Source organism: Comamonas sp. Z3 (genome assembly GCF_008121565.1).
Taxonomy (GTDB): Bacteria; Pseudomonadota; Gammaproteobacteria; order Burkholderiales; family Burkholderiaceae_C; genus Comamonas; species Comamonas brasiliensis.
Genome location: NZ_VOQU01000004.1, coordinates 151,722 through 167,627 on the forward strand (window position 1 = coordinate 151,722; position 15,906 = coordinate 167,627).

General features: G+C 65.1%; 14 protein-coding genes. 11 read left to right on the forward strand and 3 right to left on the reverse strand.

Annotated features, from left to right (window positions below; translation table 11 throughout):
* Window positions 1–106: 106 nt before the first annotated feature.
* Complete coding sequence (locus FSY59_RS12845) at window positions 107–1,012, reverse strand: LysR family transcriptional regulator (protein ID WP_003051432.1); 906 nt, start codon at window positions 1,010–1,012, stop codon at window positions 107–109.
* A 112-nt stretch (window positions 1,013–1,124) separates the two neighbouring features.
* On the opposite strand from FSY59_RS12845, the gene mdlC reads away from it, so the two are divergent.
* Window positions 1,125–2,738, forward strand: a complete 1,614-nt coding sequence (gene mdlC / locus FSY59_RS12850; protein WP_148729077.1) for a benzoylformate decarboxylase — start codon at window positions 1,125–1,127, stop codon at window positions 2,736–2,738.
* A gap of 119 nt (window positions 2,739–2,857) precedes the next feature.
* A complete protein-coding gene (locus tag FSY59_RS12855; protein ID WP_148729078.1) occupies window positions 2,858–3,859 on the forward strand; it encodes a tripartite tricarboxylate transporter substrate binding protein in 1,002 nt (333 codons plus the stop codon).
* A 165-nt stretch (window positions 3,860–4,024) separates the two neighbouring features.
* On the opposite strand, the gene FSY59_RS12860 is transcribed toward FSY59_RS12855, so the two are convergent.
* The gene (locus tag FSY59_RS12860) at window positions 4,025–4,897 is read right to left on the reverse strand and encodes a TOBE domain-containing protein (RefSeq protein WP_043375126.1); all 873 of its coding nucleotides are present in this window, start codon (window positions 4,895–4,897) and stop codon (window positions 4,025–4,027) included.
* 97 nt (window positions 4,898–4,994) lie between these two features.
* On the opposite strand from FSY59_RS12860, the gene modA reads away from it, so the two are divergent.
* From modA to FSY59_RS12905, 9 genes are all read left to right on the forward strand, one after another.
* On the forward strand, window positions 4,995–5,801 hold the full coding sequence (modA, locus tag FSY59_RS12865) for a molybdate ABC transporter substrate-binding protein (protein ID WP_019043002.1): 807 nt from the start codon (window positions 4,995–4,997) through the stop codon (window positions 5,799–5,801).
* A gap of 183 nt (window positions 5,802–5,984) precedes the next feature.
* Entirely contained in the window at window positions 5,985–6,665 is a 681-nt protein-coding gene (gene modB, locus FSY59_RS12870; protein WP_003051416.1) for a molybdate ABC transporter permease subunit, read from the forward strand.
* Window positions 6,662–7,747 carry a molybdenum ABC transporter ATP-binding protein gene (gene modC / locus FSY59_RS12875; RefSeq protein WP_148729079.1) on the forward strand — a complete coding sequence of 362 codons (1,086 nt, stop codon included), beginning with the start codon at window positions 6,662–6,664 and terminating at the stop codon, window positions 7,745–7,747. The genes modB and modC overlap by 4 nt, the downstream gene beginning before the upstream one ends.
* 57 nt (window positions 7,748–7,804) lie before the next feature.
* Window positions 7,805–8,668 (forward strand): formate dehydrogenase accessory sulfurtransferase FdhD, encoded by an 864-nt coding sequence (gene fdhD / locus FSY59_RS12880; RefSeq protein WP_043375129.1) that lies wholly within the window; start codon window positions 7,805–7,807, stop codon window positions 8,666–8,668.
* A 96-nt stretch (window positions 8,669–8,764) separates the two neighbouring features.
* The gene (locus tag FSY59_RS12885) at window positions 8,765–9,169 is read left to right on the forward strand and encodes a hypothetical protein (protein WP_003051409.1); all 405 of its coding nucleotides are present in this window, start codon (window positions 8,765–8,767) and stop codon (window positions 9,167–9,169) included.
* Between the two features lie 157 nt (window positions 9,170–9,326).
* Entirely contained in the window at window positions 9,327–10,655 is a 1,329-nt protein-coding gene (miaB, locus tag FSY59_RS12890) for a tRNA (N6-isopentenyl adenosine(37)-C2)-methylthiotransferase MiaB (protein WP_003051406.1), read from the forward strand.
* 187 nt (window positions 10,656–10,842) lie between these two features.
* Window positions 10,843–13,155 (forward strand): hypothetical protein, encoded by a 2,313-nt coding sequence (locus FSY59_RS12895; protein ID WP_148729080.1) that lies wholly within the window; start codon window positions 10,843–10,845, stop codon window positions 13,153–13,155.
* Window positions 13,137–14,339, forward strand: a complete 1,203-nt coding sequence (locus FSY59_RS12900; protein ID WP_148729081.1) for a hypothetical protein — start codon at window positions 13,137–13,139, stop codon at window positions 14,337–14,339. The genes FSY59_RS12895 and FSY59_RS12900 overlap by 19 nt, the downstream gene beginning before the upstream one ends.
* Window positions 14,336–15,034 carry a DUF1266 domain-containing protein gene (locus FSY59_RS12905; RefSeq protein WP_003051398.1) on the forward strand — a complete coding sequence of 233 codons (699 nt, stop codon included), beginning with the start codon at window positions 14,336–14,338 and terminating at the stop codon, window positions 15,032–15,034. The genes FSY59_RS12900 and FSY59_RS12905 overlap by 4 nt, the downstream gene beginning before the upstream one ends.
* Window positions 15,035–15,097: 63 nt before the next feature.
* On the opposite strand, the gene FSY59_RS12910 is transcribed toward FSY59_RS12905, so the two are convergent.
* Window positions 15,098–15,676, reverse strand: coding sequence for a C40 family peptidase (locus FSY59_RS12910; protein ID WP_003051395.1), 579 nt, complete (start codon window positions 15,674–15,676; stop codon window positions 15,098–15,100).
* Window positions 15,677–15,906 lie beyond the last annotated feature (230 nt).

Below are 15,906 nucleotides of genomic sequence, written 5' to 3' on the forward strand. Positions count from 1 at the left end.
CCTGGCGCTTTTTTCATGACTGACGGGACGTCCCCAGGCCACAAGCGGCTCCCTCGGAATGTCCAGCGCGAGAATAAGCGCGGGGGCTTCTGATGAGCCGGGCACTCTATCTGCGCTGCCGGAACACTTCGCTGACCAGCTCCCGCAGCCATTGGTTTGCGGGCTCCCGGGCAAAGCGCCAGCTCCAGTGCAGCGACACATCGAAGGCACTCTCGGGCAGATCGGCCTGCAGCACCACATAGCCGCCCTGTGCCTCAAAGGTTTCGGCAATCTCGGCAGGCATGATGACGGCCAGATCCGTCTGCTGCACGATGGAGGGCACGGCCATGAAGTGGGCCGCCGACAGGCGCACCTGATCCTGCAGCTCGAGCTTGCGCAGAATGCGCAGTGTCTCGGAGTGCGAGCGCACGGCCACATAGTCGAGACCGCGCAAATGCTCGGCATCCAGCTTCTGGGACTTCAGGCCCCTGAGCACCGGATGTCCCCGGCGCAGCAATAGCGCGTAGTGGTCGGACAGCAGCACCTTCTGCTGCGTGCCCGTCACACCGGGCAGAAAGCCTATCGCGATATCCAGCGAGCCGCGGTCCAGCGCATCGGCAATCTCGCCCATGGGCATGGGCAGGGTTTCCAGCTGCACATGGGGTGCCCGCCCGCGCAGGGCCTGCATCAGCGGCGGCAGGAAGCGCGCTTCGCCGATATCGCTGAGGTGAATGCGAAAGCACTGATTCGCCTGCAAGGGGTCGAAGGTGTGCGCCTCCGCCAGAGCCACTTCCAAGGTTGCCAGCGCCGTCCTCACCGCCTGCGCCAGCCGCTCGGCACGCGGCGTGGGGCGCACGCCGCCATGCATGCGCTCGAACAGCGGGTCGCCCAGCAACTGGCGCAGCCGCGTCACCGCCTGGCTGGCGGCGGGCTGGGACAGGCCCAGCTCCTGCGAAGCACGGCTGACGCTGCCATGGCGAAACACCGCATCGAAAACACGCAGCAGATTGAGGTCCAGGCCCGATATATCCATAAAACGAATATCTCTTAGATGCTTTATTCAATTGCTGGAAATTATGCCGCCATGCAAGATAGGCCTGAAGCGCTCCACCCCACGAAGAGCGGCCAGATCAAGGAAACCTACTGTGCAAGTCACGCCTCAAGTCGCCACCCCGTCCGATAGCTACACCGTTCGCCACGCCGTCATCGCCATGCTGCGCGAGCTGGGCATGACCCGCATCTTTGGCAACCCCGGCTCGACAGAGCTGCCGCTGTTTCGCGACTACCCCGAGGATTTCTCCTATGAGCTGGGCCTGCAGGAGGCCGTGGTCGTGGGCATGGCCGATGGCTATGCCCAGGCCACGCGCAATGCCAGCTTTGTGAATCTGCACTCCGCCGCCGGTGTCGGCCACGCCATGGCCAATATCTTCACGGCCTTCAAGAACCGCACGCCCATGATCATCACGGCCGGCCAGCAGGCGCGCTCGCTGCTGCAGTTCGACCCGTTTCTGCACTCGCGCGATGCCGCCGAGCTACCCAAGCCCTATGTGAAATGGAGTTGCGAGCCGGCCCGCGCCGAGGACGTGCCCCAGGCACTGGCCCGTGCCTACTACATCGCCATGCAGGAGCCGCGCGGCCCAGTGTTCGTCTCGATTCCCGCGGACGACTGGGACAAGCCCTGCGAGCCTGTCACGCTGCGCCATGTGGGCTTCGAGACCCGCCCCAATCCGCAGACGCTGAGCGCCATCGGCGAGGCGCTGGATGCGTCCCGCTCCCCGGCCTTTGTGGTCGGTGCTGCCGTGGATCGCGGCCAGGCCTGGGATGCGGTCGTGGCGCTGGCCGAGCGCCATCAGGCCCGCGTTTTCGTGGCCCCCATGAGCGGGCGCTGCAGCTTCCCCGAGGATCACCCCCTGTTCGCCGGCTTTCTGCCTGCCATGCGCGAGCGCATCGTGGAGCTGCTGGGCAGCCACGACAAGATTTTTGCGCTGGGCGCAGCCGCCTTCACCTATCACGTCGAAGGCGCGGGCCCCTTCATCCCCGTTGGCTCCGAGCTGTTTCAACTGATTGACGATCCCGCCATTGCTGCCTGGGCCCCCGTGGGCACGGCGGCCGTGGGCAATATCCGCCTGGGCGTGCAGGAGTTGCTCGAGCGCCCCCGCATCGCCGAGCGCCCCGCCCCGGCGCGCAAGCCCGCACCGGCCACTCCCGCAGCCCCTGCGGCCGGCGAACGCATGTCGGTGGCCTATGCCATTCACACTCTGGCCAGCGTGCGTGATCCGCAAAGCATCATCGTGGAGGAAGCCCCCAGTTCGCGCCCCACGATTCAGACCCATCTGCCCATCTTCCACAGTGAGACCTTCTTCACCATGTGCAGCGGCGGCCTGGGCCACAGCATGCCCGCCGCGGTCGGCGTGGCCATGGCCAAGCCCGAAAAAAAGGTGATCGCCGTCATCGGCGACGGCTCGGCGATGTATGCGATTCAGGCCCTGTGGAGTGCCGCCAATCTGCGCCTGCCCATCACCTTTGTGATCCTCAAGAACCGCCGCTATGCGGCACTGCAGGATTTCTCCAAGGTGTTTGGCTACCGCGACGGCGAAAAGGTCGAAGGCACGGAACTGCCCGATATCGACTTTGTGGCCATGGCCAGGGGTCATGGCTGCGACGGTGTGCATGTCGAGAACGCCGCCGAACTGGCTCAGGTGCTCGAGCAGGCCATTGCCCATCCACGCCCCATCGTGGTGGAAGTCGAGGTGGCCTGACCGCTTTCCCGAGCCGCTTTGCGCCTTGCCTTCTCTGGGGGCGAAGACGGCTTTCTCGCCATGCCCCCAGCGGGCATGGCAACACTCACAAACAGAACCCAAACAGGAGACAAAAAACCATGGCCTCAAAGCCTGTCATCAATCGCCTGCGCCGTCTGGGCCTGGCTGCTCTTCCAGCCCTGCTCTGCGGCGCCTTTGCCACCACCGCCTCGGCCTCCGACAAATGGCCGGATCGCCCCATCCGCCTGATCGTGAACTTCGCCCCCGGCGGTGCCGCCGATGTGATGGGACGCGCGATTTCCCCCACCATGAGCCAGGTGCTCGGCCAATCCGTGGTGGTGGACAACAAGCCTGGGGCCAACGGCAATATCGGCATCGGCGAAACCGTGCGCTCGGCCAAGGATGGCTACACGCTGCTGCTGAGCAGCGGCGGCGGCATCAGCATCAATCCGCTGATCTACAGCAAGCTGCCCTTCAATCCCGAAAAAGACCTGATCCCCGTGGCCGCCGTGGCACGCGTTCATGTGTTTCTGGAAACCAATCCCAGCCTGCCCGTGAGCAATGTGCAGGACTTCATCAAGCACCTGCAGGCCAACCCCGGCAAGCTCTCCTATGGCTCGCCCGGCCCCGGCAGCTCGCCCCATCTGGCCGGCGAGATGTTCAAGCGCGCAGCCAGGGTCGATGCCAGCCATATCCCCTACAAGGGTGCCGGCCCGGCCCTGACCGATGTGCTCAGCGGCCAGTTGCAGTACTGGTTCGATCCGGGTCCCGGCCTCAAGCAGGTGGAGGCCGGCAAGCTCAAGCTGCTGGCCATCGGCAGCCCGCAGCGCTCTCCTCTGTACCCCAAGGTCCCCACGCTGGCCGAAAGCGGCCTGCCCGGCTTTGATGCCGACACGCTGTTCGGCATCTACGCTCCCACCGGCACTCCGGCACCCGTGGTGGAGGCCGTGCGCGCCGCCGTGCTCAAGGCCCTGGAGCAGAAGAACGTGATCGAGGTGCTGCAAGGCCTGGGCTCGACGCCCGAGCCTCGCATGAGCCGCCAGGATTTCGTGGACCATCACGCCAAGGAGCGCGCTCGCTTCGCTCCGCTGATCAAGGAAATCGGGTTGAAGGTGGACTAGAGAATTTCGACTCAATGCGGGAGTCCGGTTGCCCGAACACTCCCTTTGGGCCGCCCGTCCGCAAGGACCGGCGGCCTTTTTTACCCCTCTTGCACAGACCTGCATGCACAAGAGGCATGCCCATCGGCGGACACCAGAGCCGGCCCGACGGGACACAAGTCGTGTTCAGTGGGATGCCACCGCCACCACCACCGCAGACTCGGCCACCTCCAGCCAGACATGGTCATTGGCCACCAGCCCGCTCATGGCCGGCGCAAAGCCCACGATCTGCGCGCCCCAGCCCAGGCGGCAGATGGCCTCGTCGCTGGCCAGGCTTTCTTCGGTCACCGTGGCTGCGCCATAGGTCGCGCGCTGCACCACGGCCGGCCAGATATTGATGGGCTGCGAGGCCGCTGCGGGCCGCTCCTGCCCCAGCCAGACCTTGACCGCCGTGGCCTTGCACAGCGCCAGCACCTGCACGCCGGGTGCCAGACCCAGCAGCTCATAGCTTTCGGGCGTGATGCGCGCGGCAATCGTCCAGTCCGAGCCCGCATCGCTTGCGGCCCGCAGCCAGACACGGATCTGCCCGCCTATGGACTCGACCTTGAGCACGCTGCAGGGCCACTGATTGCGCATGCTGGTCATCAGGCCCAGATTGGGCTGGCCACCACCGGGCGTGCCGGCCTGCATGCGCTGCAGCAATTCGCTGCGCAGGCGCATCATGGCCTCGGCAGCATGCAGCAGCTCCTCGCCCGCCGGCGTGATCTGCGCACCACCGCCACCGGCGCCGCCCACGCTGCGCTCGACCAGCGGCACGCCGGCCAGATTGGTCAGGGTATCGATGGCCTGCCAGGCCGCCTTGTAGCTCACGCCCACATCCCGTGCGGCCTGGGAGATCGAGCCACTGTGCGCAATGCCACGCAGGATGGCGATGCGGCGATCGGCCATGTCGTAGCCCAGCGCCTGGGAGACCGAATCGGACGATAGCGCGCCACCCTGGCTGGCCTCGTCGCCGGGCATATCCAGTTGTTCTTGTTCGAGATTTTCTGTGTCAGACATAGACCGCCATCATGCCCTGACAGCCAATTTCCTCGCTCGACCTCAGTTGTTCATTCACGCTACACTCGCTATTCCAACAATGAATAGCGAAATCTCAATGACTCAGATCACTGCCCGCCCCACCGGTTTCTCCTTTCAGCTGGCTCGCTCTGCGGCCGTGATCGCGACCATGACCAGTTCGGCCGTGCTGGGCCTGTGGTCGGCGCAGGCACAGGCGGCCGAAGTGACGGTCGCCGTGGCGGCCAACTTCACCGCGCCCATGAAGAAGATTGCAACCGAGTTCGAAAAGGACACCGGCCACAAGGCCGAGCTGTCTTTTGGCGCCACCGGCAAGTTCTACGCCCAGATCAACAACGGCGCGCCGTTCGGCATTCTGCTGGCCGCCGACGACACCACGCCCGAGAAGCTGGCCAAGGAAGGCAAGGGCGTGGCCGATTCGCGCTTTACCTATGCCATCGGCACACTGGTGCTGTGGAGCCCCAAGGCCGGTTATGTGGACGACAAGGGCGAAGTGCTCAAGACCGGCGACTACAAGCACATCGCGATCGCCAACCCCAAGCTGGCGCCTTATGGCACGGCGGCCATGGAAGTGCTGAACAAGCTCGGCCTGAGCGCACAGGTGCAGCCCAAGGTGGTGATGGGCGAGAACATTGCCCAGACCTATCAGTTCGCAGCCACCGGCAATGCGCAACTGGGTTTCGTGGCCCTGTCCCAGGTCATGGAGAATGGCAAGATCCGCGAAGGTTCGGCATGGCAGGTGCCCGGCAACATGCATGAACCCATCCGCCAGGACGCCATCGTGCTCAACGGCGCCAAGGACAACGAGGCCGCCACGGCTTTGATGAAGTACCTGCGCAGCCCCAAGGCACACGACATCATCCGCTCCTACGGCTATAGCTTCTGACGCTGACCCACCTAGAGCCGATTTAGCGCAAACTGTTCCGCTCTACCCTTGGCGCTGCTCGGCTAAGCTGGGCGCTCCAGGGGTCTTTTTTTACGACTGCGCAAATTCGGGTCGGTCAGGGCGTTGGGTCGATGGAAATGTCCGTTGCGCCCCCTTGTTTGCGCAAGTCCTGTTTTTGATTCCATGCAACTGAATGCCGAAGACTACGCAGCCATCTGGCTCACGCTCAAGCTTGCGGGCGTGACCACCGTGCTGCTCATGCTGCTGTGCACGCCGCTGGCCTGGTGGCTGGCCCATACCCGTTCGCGCTGGCGCGGCCCGATTGGTGCAGTCGTGGCGCTGCCGCTGGTGCTGCCGCCCACCGTCATCGGGTTCTATCTGCTGGTCACCATGGGCCCCAACGGGCCCATAGGCAAGCTCACGCAGGCCATGGGCCTGGGCAATCTGCCGTTCACCTTTGCCGGCCTGGTGGTGGGCTCGCTGATCTACTCCATGCCATTCACCGTGCAACCTCTGCAGCGCGCGTTCGAAGCCCTGGGACCGCGCCCCATGGAGGCGGCGGCCAGCCTGGGCGCCAGTCCGCTGGACCGCTTTCTGACCGTGGCCCTGCCGCTGGCGCGGCCCGGCTTCATCACCGCTGCCGTGCTGACCTTTGCCCACACCGTGGGCGAGTTCGGCGTGGTGCTGATGCTGGGCGGCAATATCCCCGGCGTCACGCGCGTGGTCTCGGTACAGATTTACGACCATGTGGAAGCCATGGAATACGGCCACGCCCATCTGCTGGCAGCCGGCATGGTGGTGTTCTCCTTCATCGTGCTGCTGGCCCTGAACTGGTTGCAACCCAAAGCGGAGCGCCGCGCATGACCGCTGCCCACTTCATCACTGCCCAGCTCAAGCTGACCCGGCCGGACTTTGCACTCGATGTGGATCTGCAGCTTCCCGGCCACGGGGTGACGGCATTGTTCGGCCACTCGGGCTGCGGCAAGACCACCTGCCTGCGCAGCCTGGCCGGACTGGAGCGCGCGCAAGGCCGCGTCACCGTCAATCAGACCGTATGGCAGGACGATGCCGGCCGGCAATGGCTGCCCACGCACCAGCGCGCGCTCGGCTATGTGTTCCAGGAGGCCAGCCTGTTCCCGCATCTGTCGGTGCAGCGCAATATCGATTACGGTCTCAGGCGCACGCCGCAGGAACGCCGCAAGGTCTCCAGGGAAAGAGCCGTCGAACTTCTGGGCATTGCCCATCTGATGGAGCGCATGCCCGCCACGCTCTCGGGCGGCGAGCGCCAGCGCGTGGCGATTGCAAGAGCGCTGGCCACCAGCCCCGAAGTGCTGCTCATGGACGAACCGCTGGCTGCGCTCGACGCCCAGCGCAAGGCCGAAGTCCTGCCCTATCTGGAGCAGCTGCAGCGTCATCTGCAGATTCCCGTCATCTACGTCAGCCACTCCATGGACGAGGTCGCACGCCTGGCCCAGCACATGGTGCTGCTCGGTGCGGGCAAGGTGCTGGCGCAGGGCTCCGTCACCGAGCTGCTGTCCAGCCTCGATCTGCCACTGGCCCATGGCGACGTGGCCTCCAGCGTGGTGCATGCCACGGTGCATGACCATGACGCCGCCGATCATCTGAGCACCCTGGTCTTTGACGGAGGCCGGCTGCAACTCGTCATGGCCCGCCCGCGCGAGCCCGGCAGCACGGTGCCGCTGCGCGTGCAGGCGCGCGATGTCAGCCTCAGTCTGCTCAGGCCCGAAGGCAGCAGCATTCTCAATATCCTGCCGGTGCAGGTGCTGGACCTGCGCGAGGACGGGCCGGGCCAGGTCATGGTCTCGCTGCAGGCGGGCGGCACGCGGCTGCTGGCCAGAATCACCCAGCACTCGGCCCGGGCCTTGCAGCTGCAGACCGGCATGCCGGTGTTTGCCCAGATCAAGGGCATGGCGCTGCTGGACTGAGCGCAGCGCATCCGCCCCTTGCCGGCAAGGGATGCGCCTGCTGACTATCATCAGCCCATGACCGAGTCCTCCTGCCCCATCCCGGCCCAGCCGATCGCACCGCTGCACACCCGTGCCGTGCGCTTCTTCAACGCCGGGCAGCAGGAGCGGCAGGAACGTGTGCTGGCGGCCGAGGTGCCGATCGCACTGGTCTTCAACGGCATCTCGCATGCGGTGATGATGGGCTCACCCACCGATGTGGAGGACTTTGCCCTCGGCTTTGCGCTGACCGAAGGCATCATCGACAGCGCTGCAGACTGCTACGGCATCGAAGCCCGCGCCATATCTGCCGCCGCGGCCGGCCTGCCCGAAGGCATGGACGGCATGGAAGTGCAGCTCGACATCGCCTCGCGCTGCTTTGCGCGACTCAAGGACAGGCGCCGCAGCATGACGGGCCGCACGGGCTGCGGCGTCTGCGGAGTGGAGAGCTTTGCGGCGCTGGATCTGTCGTTTGAGGCCCTGCCGCCCCAGGACTGGCTGGAGCAGGTCGACGCCGCCACCGTGCTCAAGGCGATCGGCGCCCTGGCCCCGCACCAGATCCTGAATGCCGAGGCCGGCGCCATCCATGCCGCAGGCTGGGCTACGCTGGCGGGCGACATCACGGACGTGCTGGAAGACGTGGGCCGCCACAATGCGCTGGACAAGCTGGTCGGCCGGCTGTCGCGCACGGGCCGCCTCGGCGAGCCCGGCTTTGTACTGCTGTCAAGCCGCGGCAGCCATGAGCTGGTGCGCAAATGCGCCAAGGTCGGCATCGCCGCCCTGGCCACGATTTCGGCACCCACGGACATGGGCGTGCGCATGGCGGAACTGACCGGCCTGCGCTTCTGGGGACTGTGCCGCCCGCCGCGGGCCGTGCTCTATGCCGCGGGCGGCAAAGCCTGAGCAAGCCCTGCTGCCAAGCGCCAGCCTCTAGAATCACGGCATTGCGGCCATGACTCCAGCTCTGACCGCCCCACGATCAGCCCCTGGATATACACCATGAACCGCTGCACCACCGACCTCATCAGCCGCCGCTGCGCGGCCTGCGCGCTGCTGGCAGCCGTCGCCGGCGCCGCCCTGCCGGCCCTGGCCCAGGGCCTGCCCTCGGACGAGACGCGCAACTTCCCGCCGACGGCCCAGTTCGGCGAGCTGACGGTGACCAACTTCCCCGAAGTGGCCATCAACGGCACGGCGATCCGCACCACGCCGGGCTTTCGCCTGTTCAGCCGCGAGCGCAGCATTGTGTTTGCCAGCAACTATGCAGGCCAGAAGATGCTGGTGGGCTACGTGATCGAGCCACAGACCCAGGGTCTGCACACGGCCTGGATTCTGACCCCTGCCGAGATCGAGAAATACAAGCCGATTCAGCCGCGCACCCTGCTGCAGCGCGTTTTCGGCAGCTGAGTTCGGCCCGCGCCGACCGCTATTGTTTAAAGAGCTGCTTGCGCTTTTTCTGCAAGCACCTCAATTCATTTACCCATTGAAACCCAGTGATGGCAGGCGCCAGCCGCTATCACTTTGTGCTTGCAGACACTGCAGGCCCACCTGACAAGAGCGCCCCATGAGCAAGAAAGTCTTTATCAAAACCTTTGGCTGCCAGATGAACGAGTACGACTCGGACAAGATGGCCGATGTGCTGGGTGCGGCCCAGGGTTACGAGCCCACGCAGAACGTGGACGAGGCCGATCTGATCCTGTTCAACACCTGCTCGGTGCGCGAGAAGGCCCAGGAAAAAGTGTTCAGCGATCTGGGCCGCATCCGCCATCTCAAGGAAAAAGGCGTGCTGATCGGCGTGGGCGGCTGCGTGGCCAGCCAGGAAGGCGCCGAGATCATCAAACGCGCTCCATTCGTGGACGTGGTCTTCGGCCCCCAGACCCTGCACCGCCTGCCCGAGTTGCTCAATCAGCGTGCAGCCAAGGCCAAGCCCCAGGTCGATATCTCCTTTCCCGAAATCGAGAAGTTCGACCACCTGCCACCGGCACGCGTGGAAGGCGCTTCGGCCTTTGTCTCCATCATGGAAGGCTGCTCCAAGTACTGCAGCTACTGCGTCGTGCCCTATACGCGCGGCGAGGAAGTCAGCCGCCCGTTCGAGGACGTGCTGGTGGAAGTCGCGGGCCTGGCCGAGCAGGGCGTGAAGGAAATCACGCTGCTGGGCCAGAACGTCAACGCCTACCTGGGCAAGATGGGCGACACCAGCGAGATGGCCGACTTCGCCCTGCTGCTGGAATACGTGGCCGAGATTCCCGGCATCGAGCGCATCCGCTACACCACCAGCCATCCCAACGAATTCACGCCGCGCCTGATCGAGGCCTACGCCAGGATTCCGCAGCTGGTCAGCCACCTGCACCTGCCCGTGCAGCATGGCAGCGACAAGATTCTCATGGCCATGAAACGCGGCTACACGGCCATGGAATACAAGAGCACCATCCGCAAGCTGCGTGCCATCCGTCCCGATCTGGCCATGAGCAGCGACTTCATCGTGGGCTTTCCCGGCGAGACCGAGGAAGACTTCCAGAAGATGATGAAGCTCATCCACGATGTGCGCTTCGACAACTCGTTCAGCTTCATCTTCAGCCCCCGCCCCGGCACGCCTGCGGCCAATCTGCACGACGACACGCCGCACGAGGTCAAGCTGCGCCGCCTGCAGGAGCTGCAGGCCGTGATCAACAGCCACATCAAGGAGATCAGCGAGGAGCGTGTCGGCACCGTGCAGCGCCTGCTGATCGAGGGCGTGAGCAAGCGTGACGGCAGCGAACTGATGGGCCGCACCTATTGCAACCGCGTGGTCAACTTCCCCGGCAACGCACGCCTGATCGGCCAGATGGTGGATGTGAAGATTACCGAAGCCAAGGCTTACACCTTGCGCGGCGAAGTGCTGCTCAAGGATTGATGGCCCGACATTCCCTGGCCTCATCTACCAAAAGCCTGCCGGCCATGCCGCGCAGGCTTTTTTCATGACTGGCTATAAATTTTGTAACAAATAGTCATGCCTTGCCGGATGGCACACGCCCTTGCAATCCGCAGCTAGGATGGTGGCCTATTGGGGCCAAGCTGCCTCGGATTGAACTCTGTACACCATGAACCAAACTGCTGCACTGCAAGGCGACGCCATCTACGCCCTGCTGGATCAAGCCCATGAGCTACTGAACGACTACAACGACGACAAGCCCGGCAGCATCAGCCGTCAGGACCGCATCGCGGCGGCGGTGGAATTGATGGGTCAGCAGAACTTTGCCCCGGCCACCGTGCAGGAACTCGAGCGCGTGCACGACTTCTGGCTGTACCTTGATCAGCCCGAAGCGGCCAACACCTTGCTGCAGCAGCATCGCGCTGCCGTCCTTTCCGGCGCCGACGAGCTGATTCCTGCCGAAGCAATGCTGCGCCTGAACCTCAGCGACATCCAGAGCCGCATGGGCTTTGACCAGCCCTCCGCGCGCGCCCTGCTGGGATCGGCAGCGCTGGCCATTGCCCGACTGCCCGAAGCCGTGGACAGCGACAACTACTGGTATGGCTGGCACTGGATGGCCTCGGAGCTGCAGGCCTGGGATGCAGCAGCCACCGGGCTTGAGCTGCAACGCGGCCAGGAGCGCCGCAATCCCGATCTGGCCGAAGATGCGGCCTACCTCGATGCCATCGTCTGCGTTCGCAAGGCGGAAATGGCCCACAAAGGCGGCCACGTCAGCGAGGCTGCCAGCCTGGTGCAGAACGCCATCAACCTGCTGCGCGATGCCGCCCCCGACCAGCAGGTGGACTTTGATCGCTGGATGACGCTGGCCGATCATGTGCTGCCGCTGGCTCCGCAAAGCCTGCCGGCCTTGCTCATGGCCTGCGAGCAGCAGCTCGGCGTCCTGGAAAATCCCCCGCCTTCGCAGGCCGTCAAGGCACATCGCCAGGTCAAGATCCTGCGGCTGCAGGCCCAGGCCTGCGCGCAGGCCGGTCAGCTGGAAGCGGCCCTGCAGCTGGCCCCTCAGGGACACTTCGGCCTGACGGATGATTCGGGCGATCCCTTCACCGCCTCCTGGCTGGGCTGGCTGGAGCAGACCGGCCGCTTGAAGCAAGCCGCCGATCTGGCGCTGGAGAGCGTGCTTCACGCGCGTCCCGTCTCGGCCGTCGCCGCCTTCGAGCTGGCCAAGAAGCAGTTCAGCAACGACCCGGCCAACGCCATCACCTGGGCCCTGGTTCTGGCCATCGCCCAGGCCGACGAGGACATGCGCCAGCTGCTCGCGCAGGAGGAGATGCCGCTGCACCCGGCGGATTTCTATCTGAACATGGTGCGTGCGGCCCAGCCAGCCCATCCGGTGCTGGCCTTGCTCGACGGCCTGCGTCTGGCACGCAAGCGCCAGATGGAACAGGCCCTGCCGCTGCTGGAAATCGGCGTGGGCCAGCATCCCGAGATGGCCGACAGCGACAAGCTGCCCACGCTCTGGGCGGCGCGCTTTGCCGCACTGCCGCTGGAAGAAGCGCTGGCCAGGCCCTTCCCCGACGCCCATGGCGCGCACTGGTGCTATGCCGCCGGCGTGGTCCTGGACGATGCCGACGATCTGGCGCCGCTGATGGGCGGCAAGAAGAAGGTGCCGGCACAGGAGGTGCGCGAGCCTCTGGTGGTGCGCTACTACGAGCAGGGCCTGGCCCGCTTCGAGCACTTCTGGACCAGCGGCCAGGGCCGCTTCAAGGACGCCGACCTGCATGTCTACTCCATGCTGTGCAACAACCTGGCCATCAAGTACCGCTTCATGGACCGCTACGACGAGGCCGCCGAGCTGCACCACAAGGGGCTGGGCAGCAGCCCGTTTGCCGAGCACCACAACGGCCTGCTGTGGTGTGCCGTGGGCAAAGACGACGACGCGCAGACCGTGGTCGAGGCCGAGCGCCTCTGGCATTTCGCCCAGGAGCATGGCTACAGCCGTCATGAGCCCACGCGCTATTTCTCCACCGTCGCACTGTCGCTCTACAAGCTCGACCGCGACGACGAGATCAGCATCTGGATGGAGCGTCTGGACCAGTGGTTCCACGACCTCGACGAGGACGAGCAGCGCGGGGTGCGACGTAACTACCTGGCGTCCCTGATGTCCATGCTGGACTTTTTCTCGAGCACGCGCCCCGAGCTGGTGCTGCCGCGTCTGCGCACACATCAGCAGGAGATCGTTGCGCTGCAGGACTGCTATCCACTGCGCCGCCTGGCCTGTGCGCTGGAAGCCTATCCCGAGCTTCTGGAAGAGTCCGTGGCGCTGCACAAGCAGGCCAACAGCTATCTGGACCAGGACGACGACGAAGACGAGCGGCGCATGTCGCAGTCCGGCATCGAGCGTGCCGAGCGCAAGCTGGCCGAGCGCGATGCCCAGGCCGGAGCTGCAGCAGCGGGTCGCAAGCCATGGTGGAAATTCTGGTGAATCAGGTCATAGAGAAAACCGCTGCCGCCAGCGCCTACAAGGCGCGCGATGTGGTCAACGCGCCGGCCATCAAGCAGCGCATCAAGGAACGCAGCGCCGAGCGCGGCGACGCGGCCGAGGTCGCGGCCTGGCTGGGCAATCACTTCTACCGCCATGTGGTGGGCAATCTGCAGGCCGACGAGCCGGCCGTGCTGCGCATTGGCGATATCCAGCAGTTGCAGGAGCTGACGGGCCGCCAGCAGCCGCCAGCCTGGGCGCTGGAGCGCCTGGAGCGCAGACAGGCCGGCTTCGAGCTGCCCGAGCTCTGGTGGGTGCAGCCCGACAGCGCAGCCCTGCTGGCGCTGGAGACGCGACTGGTGGAATTTCTCTCCACCCGTAAGGGCACTTCGCTCGAAGGCAAGCTGCAGCGCGTGAACTGCCCTCAGGCGCTGGCGCGCTGGACGCTGGAGCATCTGGCCTTCGAGAAAAAGCAGAGCAGCGGCCGTGTCGAGCACAGCTCGGGCGCCGTGCACGGGCTGCTGCGCGGCCAGCACGGCACGTTCGTGGAGTTCGACGCCACAAGTGCGCAGGTGCGCCAGGAAATGGCCTATGAGAGCCAGATGATGGGCCACTGCGTGGGCCAGTTCGCCAACCGCAAGTCCTTCAGCGGCGGCTATGGCGAGCATTACGCCGAGGGCCTGGAATCGGGGCGCATGCGGCTGTTCAGCTACCGCACGGGCACGGCCCAGCCGCGCATCACCGTCAACGCCTATGTGCAAAAGGACGGCAAGCTGCAGATCGAGCAGATCAAGGGCAAGCAGAACCGGCCGCCGATCGCGCGCTATATGCCCGATGTGGTGACCTTGCTCAACCATCTGCCGCTCAATGACGAGGTGCCCGAGGACGCGCTGTCCATGGGCATTGTGCGCCGCCCGCCCGAGGTGCTGAAGTCCCATCCGGGGCTGGCGCCCTGGTGCTCGGTGCAGGAGTTGCAGACCGACGCCGAGCAGCTGTGGCTGATGCAGCAGCACCCCGCACTGCTGCCGCAGCTCAATCTGCAGTCGCCGCTGATGCAGTGGATGGTGGCTGCACGCAAGGACTCGCTGGACAGCGAAGTCATCGAGCGCATGCCCAAATCCGCCGCGCTGCAGCAGACCTTGCTGATGGCCAGAAAGCGCCCTGGCCGCTCAGGAGTGCGCTCATGAACGCATGGACGATTCTCCTGCTTGTCGTGGCCCTGATTTTCTGGGTGCTGCGCGGCGGCTTCAAGCGCCTCAAGGAGGCCAAGCAGCGCGGCGACCTCATCAGCTACCAGGCCGGCAGCCAGGAACGCAACTGGGCCCTGGCCCTGGCCCACCCCATGGCCTACCACGCCATGCAGGGCGGCTTTGCCAGCGATCTGCATGGCGCCGACGATGCACTGGCCAAACAGCTGCGCCCCATGATCCTGCACCACCTGGGCCTGCGCACCGACCTCAGCGACGAACAGGTGCGCCAGCAGCTGCCCGATGCCATGCGCCAGCGCTGGTTCATGCTGGATCTGCAGCGCCTGCAGCGCAGCGACGATGCGCGCGCCGCCATGGCGTTTGCCTGCGCGCGCGTGACCTTTTTTGTGCGCAGCGCCAGGCTGCTGGACTGGGTGGACGAAGCCCTGCACTGGGACATCCTGCAGCTCAATGCCCAGCGCGCCCAGCAATGCTTCGACAGCTGGCTGGCCTTCGGCCAGGCCTATGCCCAGGGCCGCACCCAATGGCTGGCGCAGGGGCGCAGCGATGTGCTGGGCAAGGCCTTCACAAGCGAAGAGGTGGCCCAATGGGTGACGCAGGAGCAGCACCCCTGGCATGCGATGCGCTGGGATCTGCCCCTGAGCGGCGATGGGGCTGCAGCGCCCGCGGCATAGGCTGACAACGCAGGTAAAAAAGGGACTGCCAGGCAGTCCCTTTTCGCATCCGCCGCGCGCCGCTCAGGCAAAGATGCTGCGCGCTTCGGTGAATCGCTTGGCGAAGTACACATTGTCCATGCGCACCCGCTGCACCGTCCCGCCGCTGGACGGCGCATGCACAAACTGTCCGTTGCCGACAAAAATGCCCATATGGGAATAGCGCCCGCCCAGGGTGTTGAAGAACACGAAGTCGCCGCGCATCAGATCGCGCCCGTCCACCGGATTGCTGGCCTGTGCCCATTGCGATGTGGTGCGGGGCAGACGGGTTTCCGTGATGCCGCCAACGGCCCACTGGATCAGTCCGCTGCAGTCAAAACCGCCCTCAGGGGAATTGCCGCCGTAGGTGTAGGGCGTGTTGACCACCAGCATGGTGCGCGCCAGCAGGGACTCGCGCAGCTCGGCATCCAGGCTCAGCGCATTGAGCGGGCGCACCGATGAGCCACCTTGCGCAGCAGGCCGGGGCTTGTCTTTGGTGGTGGAGCACCCTGCCAGCAGCGCAAGCAGCGAGCCCGCCAGCAGCAGCGCGCTGCGGCGCTCCAGACATTGAGGCAGAGGTTGCCGCTGACCCGCCTCCCCGAAAGTCCTGTCTTGTAGCTTCATGGAAAGGCATGTTCTCAGAAAGCCGCCTGCACATCCAGCAATTGCCCCGGATTGGCGCGCTTCTTTACAAAAAAGTGAGCTGCTCTCGCTTGTCATGCCTTTGATTCAGATGCATTTCTCATCCAAACCCATAAACAACAAGCGCAAGCAGCTCACTTTTTTAAATACCCTTAGAAACTGACACGCCCCAGCAAAGGGACAGCCAGCAAGAGCCGCCTCGCAGCGAGGCT

Excerpts from the sequence above, each read along its gene's own strand:
- FSY59_RS12845 (WP_003051432.1), bottom strand. The coding sequence starts at position 1,012 with ATGGATATATCGGGCCTGGACCTCAATCTGCTGCGTGTTTTCGATGCG.
- FSY59_RS12855 (WP_148729078.1), top strand. The coding sequence starts at position 2,858 with ATGGCCTCAAAGCCTGTCATCAATCGCCTGCGCCGTCTGGGCCTGGCT.
- FSY59_RS12860 (WP_043375126.1), bottom strand. The coding sequence starts at position 4,897 with ATGTCTGACACAGAAAATCTCGAACAAGAACAACTGGATATGCCCGGC.
- modA (WP_019043002.1), top strand. The coding sequence starts at position 4,995 with ATGACTCAGATCACTGCCCGCCCCACCGGTTTCTCCTTTCAGCTGGCT.
- modB (WP_003051416.1), top strand. The coding sequence starts at position 5,985 with ATGCAACTGAATGCCGAAGACTACGCAGCCATCTGGCTCACGCTCAAG.
- modC (WP_148729079.1), top strand. The coding sequence starts at position 6,662 with ATGACCGCTGCCCACTTCATCACTGCCCAGCTCAAGCTGACCCGGCCG.
- fdhD (WP_043375129.1), top strand. The coding sequence starts at position 7,805 with ATGACCGAGTCCTCCTGCCCCATCCCGGCCCAGCCGATCGCACCGCTG.
- FSY59_RS12885 (WP_003051409.1), top strand. The coding sequence starts at position 8,765 with ATGAACCGCTGCACCACCGACCTCATCAGCCGCCGCTGCGCGGCCTGC.
- miaB (WP_003051406.1), top strand. The coding sequence starts at position 9,327 with ATGAGCAAGAAAGTCTTTATCAAAACCTTTGGCTGCCAGATGAACGAG.
- FSY59_RS12895 (WP_148729080.1), top strand. The coding sequence starts at position 10,843 with ATGAACCAAACTGCTGCACTGCAAGGCGACGCCATCTACGCCCTGCTG.
- FSY59_RS12900 (WP_148729081.1), top strand. The coding sequence starts at position 13,137 with ATGGTGGAAATTCTGGTGAATCAGGTCATAGAGAAAACCGCTGCCGCC.
- FSY59_RS12905 (WP_003051398.1), top strand. The coding sequence starts at position 14,336 with ATGAACGCATGGACGATTCTCCTGCTTGTCGTGGCCCTGATTTTCTGG.
- FSY59_RS12910 (WP_003051395.1), bottom strand. The coding sequence starts at position 15,676 with ATGAAGCTACAAGACAGGACTTTCGGGGAGGCGGGTCAGCGGCAACCT.